The following is a 13,740-nucleotide window of genomic DNA, read 5'->3' on the forward strand; positions in this document are numbered from 1 at the left end:
ATAGAAAGGTTTCAGGTGTTTGTGAAAATGATGCAGGTCTATATCTTGACAATGATACATCTAATCAATATTTTCTCCGAGTGAATACGATAGAAAGTACTCAAATAACCTAGGTAAGTTTACCTTAAAAACAACCGGTTAGACTAGCTTAGATTTAATACTTTATGATGATTTTGTCTGCATTACTCATGTAGCCATTTCTCTATTTCATCATACATAAAATCACGGATAATGGGCTGTGCTTTGGCATTTGGGTGTAAATTGTCATTGAGCATTAATGAAGGATTTACGGCAATCTCTGTCATAAAGTAAGACATGAGATGAGCTCCCGTTTTATCAGCAACTTTGCCGTAACTGTCTGTGAACATTTTGCCGTATCTTGGCCCTAAATTTGGGGGGATTTGAATTTCCATTAAGGCAACTTTTGCCCCATTTTGCTGACTTTTAGTCACAAGTTCAGTTAAATGTTTTTGCAGTAACTTCACAGGGAAGCCCCTGATACCATCATTACCACCCAGTTCAATTAGCACATGGCTAGGTTGGTGTGCTGCTAACCACGCATCAATCTTCAATAAGGCATTATCTGTAGTTTGACCACTGATGGCTGTATTAATAATGGTGACCGCTTTATTATTTTCTTTATATTTATTTTGTAACAAATGAACCCATGCTTGTGCTTGCTCAAGGCCATAGCCAGCGCTTAAGCTATCACCAATAAGTAAAATTTTATTATTTGCTAAGCTGGCAAATGATAGAATCATCAAAATTAAAATAATACTAGATTTTAGGAAAAAACGAGTCATGTCAGTACTTTCTCAGTTAAATGTTATTCGAGTGTCAGGGCTTACAAAGCGTGTTAGCACACTTGAAGGAAGCCTCACTATCCTTAGCGATATAAACTTTTCTGTCAAGTCGGGTGAGTCCGTTGCTATTGTTGGTGCATCTGGCTCAGGTAAATCTACCTTGTTAAGCCTATTAGCGGGACTTGATGTTGCTAGCCAAGGCGATGTTCACCTTGATGGTGAAGCCTTAAGCAAACTTGATGAAGAAGCACGAGCTCGAGTAAGAGCTGAAAAAATTGGCTTTGTTTTTCAATCCTTTATGCTAGTACAAAGTTTAACGGCATTGGAAAATGTGATGTTACCTGCAGAATTGGCTGGTGATCATGACGCTAGGGCACAGGCAATTGAATTACTAGAAAAAGTTGGACTGTCCCATAGGCTTGAGCATTACCCGTCACAACTATCAGGGGGAGAACAACAACGCGTAGCAATTGCTAGAGCATTCATTGGCTCCCCTAAAATACTTTTTGCTGATGAGCCTTCAGCGAACTTAGATAGTAAAAATGGTCATTTAATCGAAAATTTATTATTCGATTTAAATAAACAAAATGGCACCACGCTCGTACTTGTTACTCACGATGAACAATTGGCCAAACAATGTCAGCGTATTTTGCATATTGAAGGTGGTCAACTTGAGAAAATAAGTGAAGGAGTCACTGCCAATGTGGGTTAAACTGGCTTTTAAGCTATTCTCTCGAGAGTTTAGACGTGGTGAATTAACGATCATCTTTGCTGCCATAGCGTTAGCTGTACTGACGGTGTTTAGTTTATCTGCGATGACCGAACGAATTGCTTTAAATATTGCCCAAAAGAGCAATGCTTTTATTGCTGCTGACCGTCGGTTGTCTAGTAACCATGCGATTGATGCGCAACTACTAACAAAAGCAAGTGAACAAGGTTTGCAAACAGCGAGAGTGCTCTATTTTGATTCCATGTTGTTTGCTAATGATGAGTTGGTATTAGGCTCAGTAAAAGCGGGAAGTGATACTTACCCTCTCAAAGGTAAACTAACCATCAAGGATTCTTTAGCTGGACAGCCCTATGAAGTTGATACTGGACCTACGCTTGGTTCAGTATGGCTTAGTGAAGGTTTGTTTTATACCCTTAATGTTAAAGTGGGGGATAGCGTTGAATTAGGAGCTGGGATTTTTAAGGTCAGTAAAGTGTTGGTAAAAGAGCCTGACGCGCCATTTTTCTCTTTATCGGGTAACAAACGTGTGCTTTTAAGCTATGATGATGTTCCTAGCACTAAGGCTGTTCAAGCAGGAAGTCGGGTTTTTCATCGATTTTTGTTTGCTGGTAATGAACAACAGCTTAGCAATTATTATGCTTGGCTTAAACCACAACTTAAAAGTAATCAGAGCTGGGAGGGCATTAAAGATAGGCAGTCTCCCTTAGGAAATAACTTAGATCGTGCGGAGCGATTTCTGTTACTCGCGGGTCTATTCGGGATTATGTTAGCGGCAGTTGCTATGGCGGTTTCAGCGAAACGTTATTGTGAACGGCAGTATGATCCCGTTGCTATGATGAAAACTCTGGGAGGAAGTCGTAAAGTTATACGTAATATTTTTCTTTTGCATTTAAGTCTAGTGACGGTTTTTTCTATTGTTGTCGGTTTATTGATGGGATTTGCACTACAAACGGTTGGTGCAGATTACTTAGCCAAATTTATGGGGGCTGAGTTACCTCATGCCGGAATTCGCCCTTGGTTATTATCTAGTTTTATTGGCCTTGTTTGTGCGTTGATGTTTTCCCTCAAACCGTTATTAGATTTATTTGATATACCACCACTTCGTGTCTTGCGTCGGAACTTAGGTGATGCTTTAGCACTGAGTCGGTTACATTTAACACTTTCTTTTATGACCATTTTTGTTTTGATGTGGTTATTTAGTGGTGAGATTGTCACAACCATCATTTTGTTTGTTTCAACTTTGTTAGTGATTACTGTTCTCTTTGTGATATCACGATTATTGTTTGCTGCAGGGCGAAAGCTAGGGCTTAGACCTGGTTCTAGTTGGTCTTTAGCAATTGCGACCTTGCAAAAGAGAGCCAATGCCAATGCCATACAACTTATTAGTTTTGCGTTAGCGATAAAGTTGATGCTATTTTTAGTCGTTTTAAAAAATGACATCATTTCAGATTGGCAAATGCAAGTTCCTCCAGATGCGCCAAACATGTTCATTATCAATATAAACGAGCATGAAGTAGAGCCCATTAATACCTTTTTTACCGATAATAATATTGCTCATGAAGCTTTTTATCCTGTGTTTAGCGGGCGTGTTGATGCGGTGAATGGTGAAGCGTTTTCTCGACAAGTATCAAAACAAGAAGATGAAGAAAAGAACGAAGAAAACAGGGAAGGAGTCGATAGAGAGCCTAACTTAACCTGGTTAGCATCATTACCTGAAGGGAACGAAATAACTGAAGGAACATGGTTTGCTGAAGGAGAAACTGCAGGCGATGAGATAGAAGTCTCTGTGTTTGATGGTTGGCGAGAAACACTGGGTTTAAAACTGGGAGATACCATCACACTATTAGTGAATGAAAAATCAATTGACGCTAAGGTGACTAGTTTTAGGAGTGTTGATTGGGGAACGCTAAAACCTAATTTTGTTATGATTTTAAGCCCTAATATGGCTGGTAAAGTACCAGTAACCTACTTTAGTGCGGCGAAACTTGAAGACAAGCACACTAAAGATATAAGCCAAATTTTACAGCGTTATCCAACGATAAGTATGATTGATATAAAGTCTCAAATTGAGCAAGCTCAATCGATTATATCGCAAGTGTCATTAGCTATTGGCTTTGTGTTGTCTATTGTTTTGATTAGTGGCGCACTTGTTCTTATTTCACAAGTTCAAGCAAGTTTGGCTGAGCGTATGCAAGAAGTGGTAATCTTGAGAACCCTAGGTGCAAAAGGTCGTCTGATCAAACTAGCAACACTTTATGAGTTTATGTTATTGGGTGCTATCGCAGGTCTAGTTGCAGCTATAGTAAGCGATATCGCTTTACTGGTCATTCAACAGCAACTCTTTAGTGTTGAGGGACAACTTCACCCTTATATTTGGCTGTTAGGTCCGTTAAGTGGTGCTATTTTTGTGTCAGCTATTGGTTATTTTATGGTAGCGAGAACAATGAAACAAAATACCCAAGGCTTATTAAGAAAAATTGCCTAAGCCAGACTATCAGTGTTCCCAGCTAATTACTGAGAGCACTTATAGCTACTTAATAATGTTCGACTTAAAGTAAATTCATAACTAATTGATTACTTGAGTTTAAGTATAAGTAAATTAGTGTAATTTTCATATATAAGGTATATTGAAACGATTAAAAGTTAAGGAATATTTTTCATGGTTTCAAGTTCAAATCATAGTTCTATCGTCAAAGCGTTTGTAACTGTCGCGGCTATTTTTATTATTCTCGCGGGTATTAAAACTGCCGCTAATATCTTAGTACCGTTTTTGTTATCAATATTTATCGCTATCATCTGTAACCCATTAATCAATAAGGCCAGCGAGTATAGAATACCAAAGGCTGTTTCGGTTATTTCTGTTATCGTGGTTTTTGTTACGGTCGCTGTATTTTTAACAGGTTTAGTGGGCAGCTCTTTAAATGAACTTTCAGGGTACATACCGCAGTACCGAATTCAACTCAAAGAACAATTTACTTGGTTAACGAATTTCTTGAATAGTCATGATATCCAACTTTCTTCATCAATACTGACTGAATATTTTGATCCCGCTGCAGCGATGGGGTTAGCGGCTGAAATGTTATCAAGTTTTGGTTCTGTAATGACGAACTTGTTTTTGATTATTTTAACGGTGGTTTTTATGTTGTTCGAATCATCGACGTTTCCACATAAATTACATTTAGCACTTGATGATCCTCAAATGCGTTTAAATCAAATTGAACGGTTTTTATCTTCGGTGAATCATTATATTGCGATTAAAACTTTAGTCAGTATTGCCACTGGTTGCATCGTATCACTGATGTTATGGGGCTTTGGTTTAGACTTCTTCTTACTTTGGGGAGTATTAGCATTCCTGCTTAATTATATTCCAAATATTGGCTCCATTATTGCCGCTGTGCCACCAATGACACTCGCTATTTTACAATTAGGTATAGGGGAAGCGGGCGCTATTGGCCTAGGATTTGTGTTAATAAATATGGTAATGGGTAATATTATTGAACCGAGATATTTAGGTAAAGGCTTAGGATTATCAACGTTAGTTGTTTTCTTATCATTGATTTTTTGGGGATGGTTGCTAGGCACCGTAGGAATGCTTTTAAGTGTTCCACTGACGATGATATTGAAAATAGGATTAGAAAGCTCACCAGAAGGTCGTTGGTTAGCAGTCATGTTAAGTGATGAAGTTGAATTGGTTGATAAAACCGAGCAAGCATTACTTGAAGAGTAACTATAGCCTTCCCAGTAGAATATCTATGACTCAGCTGGTATTGGAAACACCTTTAAGTAGGGGATTGTTTAAAGAGCATGGTTGTTCAGGATATATGCGCCTGCATTTTTAGCATGCTGTATCCAAACAACCTCCTTGTCGAAGTAAGTAACGCAGTATAAATCGTTTTTAAATCGACCTCATGGGGAAGGCTGAGTATTTCATACTTAAGGGAGGGGGTTTGTCGTTTTAAATTCGCTAAGCGCTTTGATCCTGTTTTGGCTTAACTGCACGTAACAAGTTTTGTAGGCCAAATCTGCACCTATTTCAGGCGATATAACCAAATATTGCCAACGACAATCATTTTCACGATAAGTGATAAAGTTATTTTGCGAACGTTTAAACATTTTCAAGGCAGAGTAGCGTCCATTGGTCAGGGCTTTCTCTTCTAAATTAAAAGTGTGTAAATTTACCCAAGTTTGTAACTCACGATCCACAAAAGAGATAACACCATCTAAACAGCGAGACATCGGAGCGGAAGATATTTTATCTGCATTTTTTTGTTGGCATTCTGCAACACTTTTTGCAGCTTGGGCAGGGGTAGTCATTAATAACGGAAATATGAATATTGATGCAATGAGCATTTTGTTACGGATCATTTTGCGGTTACAAGCTCTGGTTAATGTCAGTTCAGTGAGGCTAAAGTTCTAATTCACTTGTATGGAAATTAGCAAACAATAGCATTATATTGATGGTGTATGTTACTTAAGCAGGTAATACCTTCTTATACGGTTTTACCGTTACTTTTTTATAAACACCAGCGCTGATGTATGGATCTGCATCTGCCCATGCTTGTGCGGCGGTTAAACTAGCGAACTCGGCAACAATAAGCGAGCCAGTGAAACCAGCTTCACCGGGGTCTTCACTATCAATGGCAGGACAAGGACCAGCCAATAGTAACTTTCCTTGTGCTTGTAAGTCTTTTAATCGACCAATATGCTTATCGCGAACAGATAGGCGCAAGCTGAGAGAGTTTTCAACATCTTCACTGTATATAACATAAAACATAGCAGGTATTCCTTTAAATAATCGGTTGAGTTAGCTCAGTAGACACTGAGCTGTTAATTAGGTTTTTCATTAATACTATTATTTGTATCATTTTCAACTTCTTCTATTGGTAAGTACTTGTATAAAAATAAAACGGAAGTGATAGAGAAAAGAAACATTAAACCTGTTAAGCCAAACACTTTAAAGTTAACCCAAGTATCTAACGCGAAATTAAAAGCGATATAATAATTTAAAGCTGAGCAAAACAGGAAGAACAAAGCCCAGGCGAGGTTTAATCTCGACCAAATATTGTCAGGTAATGAAAGTGATTCACTTAAAAATTCTTTGATGATATTTTTTTTGAAAAAAATGTTACTAACCAATAAGGCACCAGCGAAAAAGGCATTAATGATGGTAACTTTCCATTTAAGAAAAGCATCATCTTGTAAATAAATGGTTAACCCGCCGAAAACTACAATGAGGCTAAATATAATCCATTGCTTGCCAGGTATTTTTTCTTTCTTGAACTTATAGTAAAAAATTTGTACGAATGCAGCAATGATTAAACTGCCAGTAGCCCAATAAATACCTGCAATTAAATTGATAATAAAGAAGACTAAAAGGGGAAAGTATTCAATAAAAAGCTGCATAAATGCCCGACATTAAGAATAAATATGACGCGATATATATAATCATCGCCTACTGATAATGTAATGTTAACGAAAGCAAGTTTAATAGCCAAGCTTATATTTACTTATTGCGGGGTTATAAAGACTTTATTTTGTCATTCTCATTGATCTTTATCAACGAAGAGCCTTTGTTTAATTGTACTTTGCTCAATAGCAGGGTATTTTAGCACCAAGTTTAATAACCACAGATATTCGTCTCCCATGGCAACTGACAAATTATTTTATCAAGAACAAAGCAATGAAGTGTCATTGTTTAACTATGCTTTTGAACATCAACTACCAGTATTAATTAAGGGGCCAACGGGCTGTGGTAAAACACGTTTTGTAGCTCATATGGCTGAACAGCTTAATAAGCCTTTATACACAGTGGCATGTCATGATGATCTCACGGCAGCAGACTTAGTCGGTCGCCATTTAATTGGTCCGAATGGAACCTATTGGCAAGATGGCCCTCTAACTCGAGCAGTTCGTGAAGGCGGCATTTGTTATTTAGATGAAGTGGTTGAAGCGCGTAAAGATACAACGGTTGTTTTACATCCCTTGGCTGATGATCGCAGAATATTGCCTTTAGAGCGTACAGGAGAATTACTTGAAGCTGCTCCAGGTTTTATGTTGGTGGTTTCATATAACCCAGGCTATCAAAATTTATTAAAGGGCATGAAGGCGAGTACAAGACAACGCTTTGTTGCTTTACGCTTTGAATATCCAAGTGCTGAACTTGAACAACAAATATTAATTAAAGAAGCGGGTGCAGAGCCTCACTTGGCTTTTAAATTAGTTGAGTTAGCAGGCGCACTTCGTCGACTAGAGCAAAATGATTTAGATGAAGTTGCTTCTACTCGTTTGTTAATTTATGCAGCCAGAATGATTAGTTCAGGTATGGATCCATTAGAAGTTTGTCGCTGCTGTTTAGCTGAACCATTGTCAGACGATCCATTAACGGTTCAAGCCTTGATGGATGTTGCTAGAATTTACTTCGATTAGTGCTTAGTAAATGTTATGAGTAATCCATCTATAACAGCGCAAGTGTCAGATAAAAAATTGCCTGGTGATTTAGCCATGTGGTTTTTTATTCTGGCTGAGCTAACCGTATTTGCCATTTTCTTTATTGGCTTTTCCGTCAGTGAACAGCTGAATGCTGAAATGTTTAGCTTAGGTAAAGCACAGCTACATCAAACGGCAGGTTTAATTAATACAATCGCACTAATCACCAGTAGCTTTTTTGTTGCTATAGCGTTAACCCAAATACATAAAGCGAAGGCTAAACAAGCTGTATTCTTGTTATTAACAGCCAAAGCATTTGCAATCATTTATATTTCGGTGAAAATTTGGGAATATATTTCATTATTTGAGCAAGGTATAACAATTGAAACGAATACTTTTTTTACTCTGTATTTTTTAATTACTGCTTTTCATTTAATGCATGTTTTACTCGGCATGGTTATTTTATCTTTTATTGCGTACAGCGCTTGGCAAGGTAAGTATCAAAATGATGATATATCTGGCTTTGAGTCAGGTACTAGTTATTGGCACATGGTGGATCTGTTGTGGATTATTTTATTTCCGTTGATATATGTTATTTAGTCTCATTGGAACATTTACATAACTTAAATTATGCATAAGGGTGAGAAAGTGCAAAACAATAAAGCCATCAATATGACGGCAGCGACCAAGGGGTGGTTTCTACTTATTACCTTGAGTATTATTGCTGTTTACTTACCTGAGTTTGTGGATAGTAGAAGTGTAACCATCATGGGAGCATTAGTCATTGTTGCACTTAAAGGTCAACAAATTGTTGATATATTTATGGAACTCAACAATGCTCCCAAGCTTTGGCGCACGTTATTCTTAAGTTATATTGTACTGGTGCCTTTAATTATTACGGTTATATATTTAGCTTAATAAATAATCGTAAGTGTAGTTAATCAATTTGATTATAGAAAAAATTAGGGAACTATGATGAATTGCCCCCCTAAATCAAGCGATAAGTTTGCAGTAACTTGTCAATCTTTATACTTAGCAAATTTACTATTATTACCTGGTATCTTCTTTTTAGTATTGTTTTATTTCTACCGTCAATATACGCAACTAAACCGTGCCAATGCTGGCTTAGAAACCTCGGCTGAATATAATGAAATAAGAATTCGAAATCTAGGCATCGGAAAAATTCATCTCATTAGGAGTTTACAACTTTCAGTATTAGCGGGTCTCCTACTTGTTGTTATACCGTTAGTGATGATTTATTTTTCTTCACAGCTAGAAGCATCAATCATGGTTGGTCTCGTCTACTTCATTACTTTGCATGTTGGCTTTGTTCTGGTTGGCATGTTAAATTTATCACGTGCAATGACGAAGAAACTGCCAATTTTTTGAATTGTTTAAGTGCTACCCTTCAGTAAATTTTTATAATGGCTCGTTATCAAAACCTTACTTAAAATAATGATATGAGCAGATAATCCCTTTTTGCCATCACTCACTGTGAACTTTACTCAGCCAAAATAACTTTCTGTTGACCCATATCACGGCAAAAGCCCATTTTGTTGATACAATGTAATTACTATTTATTTAAATGAACGTATTACGGTTATGGAAGAGTGGGTTGGTGGACTTTGGCATAAATATATTACTCGTAAAGCAAACCCAGAGTTTGACGATGCGCGAGTAAATTTTGATCAAGTAAGTAAATCAGTCGCGATGGTGTTTCGAGCGCTAGGTGGTGATGTTGTTAAACGGGTAGAAGCGGCAACAGGTCGCGAGTATTTAACGCGTAAAAGCTTCTTACAAAAAATATCCGGAGATACTCAACTCGTTAGTCTTGCTTGGCAAGATGAAGAAAGCCTACGACTACCTGAGTCGTTAGCAGTGTTTGATGATAAAACACTTAATTATGATCTTTATATTTGGCTCGCCGTGCTTGCCGCTCATCATAGCGGAAGTTTTCGCCATTGGGCTAAGGACAACCAAGCTTTAGTCGTAGACGTATTAGAAAAATTCCCTGCATTGCATAACCGTTATCGCCGTTTAGCTAAAGCATTCGTGGCTATGCGTCCACAGTTAGAAAAAATGCCACCACTAGAAAGAACGATGGAGCAGTCAATCAGGAATGCTATCTTAACGCCGGGCTCTGTTGAGCAATTTCCTGTGGTGAACTTTGCGCCACAAGCCGTTTATTTATGGCTTTATCCCTCTGCGAGCAGTGATGATATTTCCGCCGCTGATATTGATGAAGATGAATTATTAGATGACAATAAAGAGCAAGATGCAGAAAAAAAATCTGCAAAAAAAGCAAAGAGTTCTAGAAAAAAGGCTGAGCGTGTAGACGACCCTGATAGCCGTGGCGGCATGATGATTTTTCGCCTAGAAAGTTTGTTTTCTTGGAGTGAATTCTCAAAAATGGACCGAGGTACAGATGACAGTGATGAAGATGAAGAGGATTATCAAAGCACTATTGATGATCTCGATAAAATTACTTTAACAAAGAAACAAGAACAACAAAAAAGTGGTCAAATAAAAATAGACTTAGACTTACCTTCAACTTCTGAGGATGATATTCCACTTGGTGAAGGGATAAAATTACCTGAATGGAATTATAAAACACAACTATTAGAGGATGACCGTTGTTTATTACAACCTATGTTACCTCGTGATGCTACGCCAACAAGATTACCGGTCAAATTACAAAAAACGGCAAGAATGATCCAAGCACAATTTGAGCAGCTAAGAAGTGTTAAATATTGGTTGAAAGCTCAACCTCAAGGAGAAGAACTCGATTTAAATGCTTGGCTTGATTTTCACGTGGAGAGTAAAACAGCTGCAACAGCTGAAAAAGGTTTATTCCAATCTTACCGAGGGAATAATCGTGATTTGTCTTGTTTATTACTCGCAGATTTATCAATGTCTACAGACTCGCATTTGGACAATGACAATCGTGTAATCGACGTCGTACAAGATAGCCTATTGTTATTTGGTGAAGCTTTACAGTCAGTAGGAGATAATTTTGCTATGTACGGTTTTTCTTCGGTAAAACGCAGTAATATTCGCTTTACTATGTTGAAAAACTTCAATGAAAAATATAATGACCATGTTCGAGGCAGAATACAGGCCATTACCCCTGGATTTTATACCAGAATGGGAGCGGCAATTCGTCAAGCGACTAAGGTTATTAGTGAGCAGAAAACGGCTGACAAACTGTTACTGATCTTAACTGATGGCAAGCCCAATGATATTGATCACTATGAAGGACGCTTTGGTATTGAAGATACGCATCAAGCAATTAATGAAGCTAAGCGCCTTGGTATTAAACCTTTTTGTATAACAATTGATGTTGATGCACAAGAATACTTACCTTATCTATTTGGCAATGACGGTTTTACTCAAATTTTAAGACCAGCTCAGCTACCATTACGTTTGCCACAACTGTATCACCAGTTGACTTCACAGTAGGTAGTTTTAAATGAAAAGTAAAAGGGAAATAGCATGAGTCAAAAGACTAAAACGTGTTTGTTTTGTCAAACTGAAAATACCTGTGAAGGCGATAATAATCAATGTCAGCAGTGTGGTATGGAGTTACCAGAGAAGCACCCAAACGATCGAAATATTAAGGTGAGGTTCTTTTTTAAAGCCTTCTGGGTTATTGCGGTATTTTGTATTGTAATGGTCTTTTATTTACCACGATAACCACGTTATATCCTAGCTTAGAGTCGTGCTAAGCAATTTAATGACTGCCTAAAGCTGTAAGAAAAGTTATTTTCTTACAGCTTTTTACTTTTAGTTGAAATAGTCATCGGTTTATTACGCTGTAGTATAATGATAATTCACATAATCCTTTTATAAACAGGATCCAACTCCCCACTGATTTAACTTTCACGCAAGTGAATGCAATTAATTATTACTGTTGTTCGCTATATTATGGCACAAGGTAAGGAGGTTAAATGGTAATCGAAGTCGAATGTTCTAAAGGAAAACATGCAGCAACTTAGTTTGAGTGATGCTGTTCTATTGCACGACATTATGGATTGAAACTGCTATTGGCATTCGTGCTTTCATTAGAAGTAGTGCACTTGATAATCGTTGTTGATAATTAATTGTAGAGACTATACCCACGGGTTTCGAAAATAAATTTTGTTTTTTACTGATATTCAGCTGTGGGATAAACCAGTTGTTGATTACATTGATGTTGAATAGTGAACTTTATTCGCCAATTAACAAGGTAATGTCAGTAACAGGGGTGCAGCAGCAAGGCAGAATTTCTTTATCTCCGACAAAGGCTAAAGGCTCCCCCTGAGGATAGTTAATTTCGCCTTCTACTAGGGTAACTCGGCATGCACCACAAAAGCCATCACGACAATGATAGTGCACTTCAACATCGGCTGATTCTAAACATTCTAGTAACGTTTGTTCATTATTCTCATAATGAACAACTTTACTCTGAACATTAATTTTTAGTGGCAATTTGATGGCTTCCTTCACATTTTGATTGGTATTTTTACATTCATACACTTTCAAAGCGCTTAAATTAAGGCGAATACCATCAGTATGTCTTGCTTACAAATCAAAATCGTCAAAATCATCAGCATCAACAGAAGAATCAACTTGCCCAACTAAATAGCTTGATATTTCAGTCTCTTGAGGTGCAACTTGTACGTTATCACTGACAAGGTATGCATTCATCCATGGTAACGGGTTACTTTTTATATTGAATGGTGCATCAAAACCGATGGCAGTTAAACGCTGATTTGAAATATATTCAATATATTGATTTAAGATATCGGCATTGAGTCCAATCATTGAGCCATCTTTAAATAAATATTGGGCCCATTCCTTTTCTTGTTCAACAACATCCAAGAAAATCTGCAATCCTTCATCACTCAGTTCTTCACTAATAATTTTCATTTCAGGATCATCTTTGCCTGATTTCCAGTTATTGAGAATATGTTGGGTACCGGTTAAATGAAGCGCTTCATCTCGTGCAATTAATTTAATAATCTTTGCATTACCTTCAAGTAATTCACGCTCAGCAAAAGCAAATGAGCAAGCAAAGCTGACGTAAAATCTGATTGCTTCTAATGCATTAACAGAACAAACAGCAAGGTATAAACGTTCTTTAAGTTTTCGCGTTGAAACTTCGACTTTCTTGCCTTCGATTTCATAAGTGCCTTCGCCTTGAGATTGAAGTAATTGAGTCGTAAGAATGACGTCATCAAAATACTTAGCAATACTTGAAGCACGTTTTAAGATGGCAGGGTTAACGATTATATCGTCAAAAATTTCACCCGGTTCAGTAAATAAATTACGAAGAATATGAGTGTAAGAGCGTGAGTGAATGGTTTCACTAAATGCCCATGTTTCAACCCATGTCTCTACTTCAGGTAATGATACTAAAGGCAGCAATACCGCATTAACAGAACGTGCAGCCATTGAATCTAAAAGTGTTTGATATTTTAAGTTAGAAATAAAAATATGTTTTTCAGAATCGGTTAGACTTTGCCAATCAGCTCTATCTTTAGAAACATCAACTTCTTCCGGACGCCAAAAAAAGCTTAATTGTTTTTCAATTAATTTTTCAAAAGCAATATAACGTTGTTGATCATAGCGAGAAACGTTAACGCTATTACCTAAAAACATTGGCTCTAAAAGTGCGTTATTAGGTATTTGATTAAACGTGGTATACGTCATGTTTTTATTCCTTTGGGACTACAGTGCTGTAGTAGCAAAAGCCTAGTGTATTACTAGGCTTTAAATTGATAGATTAAATTGAGTAATTTA

At 37.2% G+C, this 13,740-nt stretch carries 15 protein-coding genes; 9 read left to right on the top strand and 6 right to left on the bottom strand.

Going from position 1 to position 13,740, the window contains the following annotated elements:
* Positions 1 to 182: 182 nt before the first annotated feature.
* On the bottom strand, positions 183 to 803 hold the full coding sequence (locus tag ND2E_RS07915) for an arylesterase (protein ID WP_033094466.1): 621 nt from the start codon (positions 801 to 803) through the stop codon (positions 183 to 185).
* Between ND2E_RS07915 and ND2E_RS07910 the strand changes: the two genes are divergently transcribed.
* The 3 genes from ND2E_RS07910 to ND2E_RS07900 all read left to right on the top strand — a co-directional run bounded on the left by ND2E_RS07910 (position 802) and on the right by ND2E_RS07900 (position 5,260).
* Positions 802 to 1,515, top strand: a complete 714-nt coding sequence (locus ND2E_RS07910; RefSeq protein ID WP_033094467.1) for an ABC transporter ATP-binding protein — start codon at positions 802 to 804, stop codon at positions 1,513 to 1,515. The two genes, ND2E_RS07915 and ND2E_RS07910, sit on opposite strands and share 2 nt — an antisense overlap.
* A complete protein-coding gene (locus tag ND2E_RS07905) occupies positions 1,505 to 4,018 on the top strand; it encodes an ABC transporter permease (RefSeq protein WP_033094468.1) in 2,514 nt (837 codons plus the stop codon). The genes ND2E_RS07910 and ND2E_RS07905 overlap by 11 nt, the downstream gene beginning before the upstream one ends.
* Positions 4,019 to 4,192: 174 nt before the next feature.
* A complete protein-coding gene (locus ND2E_RS07900) occupies positions 4,193 to 5,260 on the top strand; it encodes an AI-2E family transporter (RefSeq protein WP_033094469.1) in 1,068 nt (355 codons plus the stop codon).
* Positions 5,261 to 5,466: 206 nt separating this feature from the next.
* Here the strand turns inward: ND2E_RS07900 and ND2E_RS07895 are convergent, their stop codons facing one another.
* The 3 genes from ND2E_RS07895 to ND2E_RS07885 form a co-directional block, all read right to left on the bottom strand.
* On the bottom strand, positions 5,467 to 5,898 hold the full coding sequence (locus ND2E_RS07895; protein WP_033094470.1) for a lysozyme inhibitor LprI family protein: 432 nt from the start codon (positions 5,896 to 5,898) through the stop codon (positions 5,467 to 5,469).
* Between the two features lie 106 nt (positions 5,899 to 6,004).
* Complete coding sequence (locus tag ND2E_RS07890) at positions 6,005 to 6,307, bottom strand: YciI family protein (RefSeq protein ID WP_033094471.1); 303 nt, start codon at positions 6,305 to 6,307, stop codon at positions 6,005 to 6,007.
* Positions 6,308 to 6,360: 53 nt separating this feature from the next.
* Entirely contained in the window at positions 6,361 to 6,936 is a 576-nt protein-coding gene (locus ND2E_RS07885; protein WP_033094472.1) for a septation protein A, read from the bottom strand.
* Between the two features lie 240 nt (positions 6,937 to 7,176).
* Here ND2E_RS07885 and ND2E_RS07880 point away from each other — a divergent pair, with 240 nt between their 5' ends.
* From ND2E_RS07880 to ND2E_RS07855, 6 genes are all read left to right on the top strand, one after another.
* A complete protein-coding gene (locus ND2E_RS07880) occupies positions 7,177 to 7,959 on the top strand; it encodes a CbbQ/NirQ/NorQ/GpvN family protein (RefSeq protein ID WP_033094473.1) in 783 nt (260 codons plus the stop codon).
* Between the two features lie 15 nt (positions 7,960 to 7,974).
* Entirely contained in the window at positions 7,975 to 8,559 is a 585-nt protein-coding gene (locus ND2E_RS07875) for a cytochrome c oxidase subunit 3 family protein (RefSeq protein ID WP_223303631.1), read from the top strand.
* Positions 8,560 to 8,607: 48 nt separating this feature from the next.
* Positions 8,608 to 8,877, top strand: a complete 270-nt coding sequence (locus tag ND2E_RS07870) for a cytochrome C oxidase subunit IV family protein (protein WP_190277838.1) — start codon at positions 8,608 to 8,610, stop codon at positions 8,875 to 8,877.
* Between the two features lie 54 nt (positions 8,878 to 8,931).
* On the top strand, positions 8,932 to 9,348 hold the full coding sequence (locus ND2E_RS07865; protein WP_150113764.1) for a hypothetical protein: 417 nt from the start codon (positions 8,932 to 8,934) through the stop codon (positions 9,346 to 9,348).
* Between the two features lie 213 nt (positions 9,349 to 9,561).
* A complete protein-coding gene (locus ND2E_RS07860; RefSeq protein WP_033094476.1) occupies positions 9,562 to 11,418 on the top strand; it encodes a nitric oxide reductase activation protein NorD in 1,857 nt (618 codons plus the stop codon).
* A gap of 33 nt (positions 11,419 to 11,451) precedes the next feature.
* On the top strand, positions 11,452 to 11,652 hold the full coding sequence (locus ND2E_RS07855) for a hypothetical protein (RefSeq protein ID WP_033094477.1): 201 nt from the start codon (positions 11,452 to 11,454) through the stop codon (positions 11,650 to 11,652).
* Positions 11,653 to 12,165: 513 nt separating this feature from the next.
* On the opposite strand, the gene yfaE is transcribed toward ND2E_RS07855, so the two are convergent.
* A complete protein-coding gene (gene yfaE / locus ND2E_RS07850; protein WP_150113765.1) occupies positions 12,166 to 12,426 on the bottom strand; it encodes a class I ribonucleotide reductase maintenance protein YfaE in 261 nt (86 codons plus the stop codon).
* Between the two features lie 93 nt (positions 12,427 to 12,519).
* Positions 12,520 to 13,650 (bottom strand): class Ia ribonucleoside-diphosphate reductase subunit beta, encoded by a 1,131-nt coding sequence (gene nrdB / locus ND2E_RS07845; RefSeq protein WP_033094478.1) that lies wholly within the window; start codon positions 13,648 to 13,650, stop codon positions 12,520 to 12,522.
* Between the last annotated feature and the right edge of the window lie 90 nt (positions 13,651 to 13,740).

The organism is Colwellia psychrerythraea, from assembly GCF_000764225.1.
In the GTDB taxonomy this organism is placed as follows: Bacteria; Pseudomonadota; Gammaproteobacteria; order Enterobacterales; family Alteromonadaceae; genus Colwellia; species Colwellia psychrerythraea_D.

Excerpts from the sequence above, each read along its gene's own strand:
- ND2E_RS07910 (WP_033094467.1), top strand. The coding sequence starts at position 802 with ATGTCAGTACTTTCTCAGTTAAATGTTATTCGAGTGTCAGGGCTTACA.
- ND2E_RS07915 (WP_033094466.1), bottom strand. The coding sequence starts at position 803 with ATGACTCGTTTTTTCCTAAAATCTAGTATTATTTTAATTTTGATGATT.
- ND2E_RS07905 (WP_033094468.1), top strand. The coding sequence starts at position 1,505 with ATGTGGGTTAAACTGGCTTTTAAGCTATTCTCTCGAGAGTTTAGACGT.
- ND2E_RS07900 (WP_033094469.1), top strand. The coding sequence starts at position 4,193 with ATGGTTTCAAGTTCAAATCATAGTTCTATCGTCAAAGCGTTTGTAACT.
- ND2E_RS07895 (WP_033094470.1), bottom strand. The coding sequence starts at position 5,898 with ATGATCCGTAACAAAATGCTCATTGCATCAATATTCATATTTCCGTTA.
- ND2E_RS07890 (WP_033094471.1), bottom strand. The coding sequence starts at position 6,307 with ATGTTTTATGTTATATACAGTGAAGATGTTGAAAACTCTCTCAGCTTG.
- ND2E_RS07885 (WP_033094472.1), bottom strand. The coding sequence starts at position 6,936 with ATGCAGCTTTTTATTGAATACTTTCCCCTTTTAGTCTTCTTTATTATC.
- ND2E_RS07880 (WP_033094473.1), top strand. The coding sequence starts at position 7,177 with ATGGCAACTGACAAATTATTTTATCAAGAACAAAGCAATGAAGTGTCA.
- ND2E_RS07875 (WP_223303631.1), top strand. The coding sequence starts at position 7,975 with ATGAGTAATCCATCTATAACAGCGCAAGTGTCAGATAAAAAATTGCCT.
- ND2E_RS07865 (WP_150113764.1), top strand. The coding sequence starts at position 8,932 with ATGATGAATTGCCCCCCTAAATCAAGCGATAAGTTTGCAGTAACTTGT.
- ND2E_RS07860 (WP_033094476.1), top strand. The coding sequence starts at position 9,562 with ATGGAAGAGTGGGTTGGTGGACTTTGGCATAAATATATTACTCGTAAA.
- ND2E_RS07855 (WP_033094477.1), top strand. The coding sequence starts at position 11,452 with ATGAGTCAAAAGACTAAAACGTGTTTGTTTTGTCAAACTGAAAATACC.
- nrdB (WP_033094478.1), bottom strand. The coding sequence starts at position 13,650 with ATGACGTATACCACGTTTAATCAAATACCTAATAACGCACTTTTAGAG.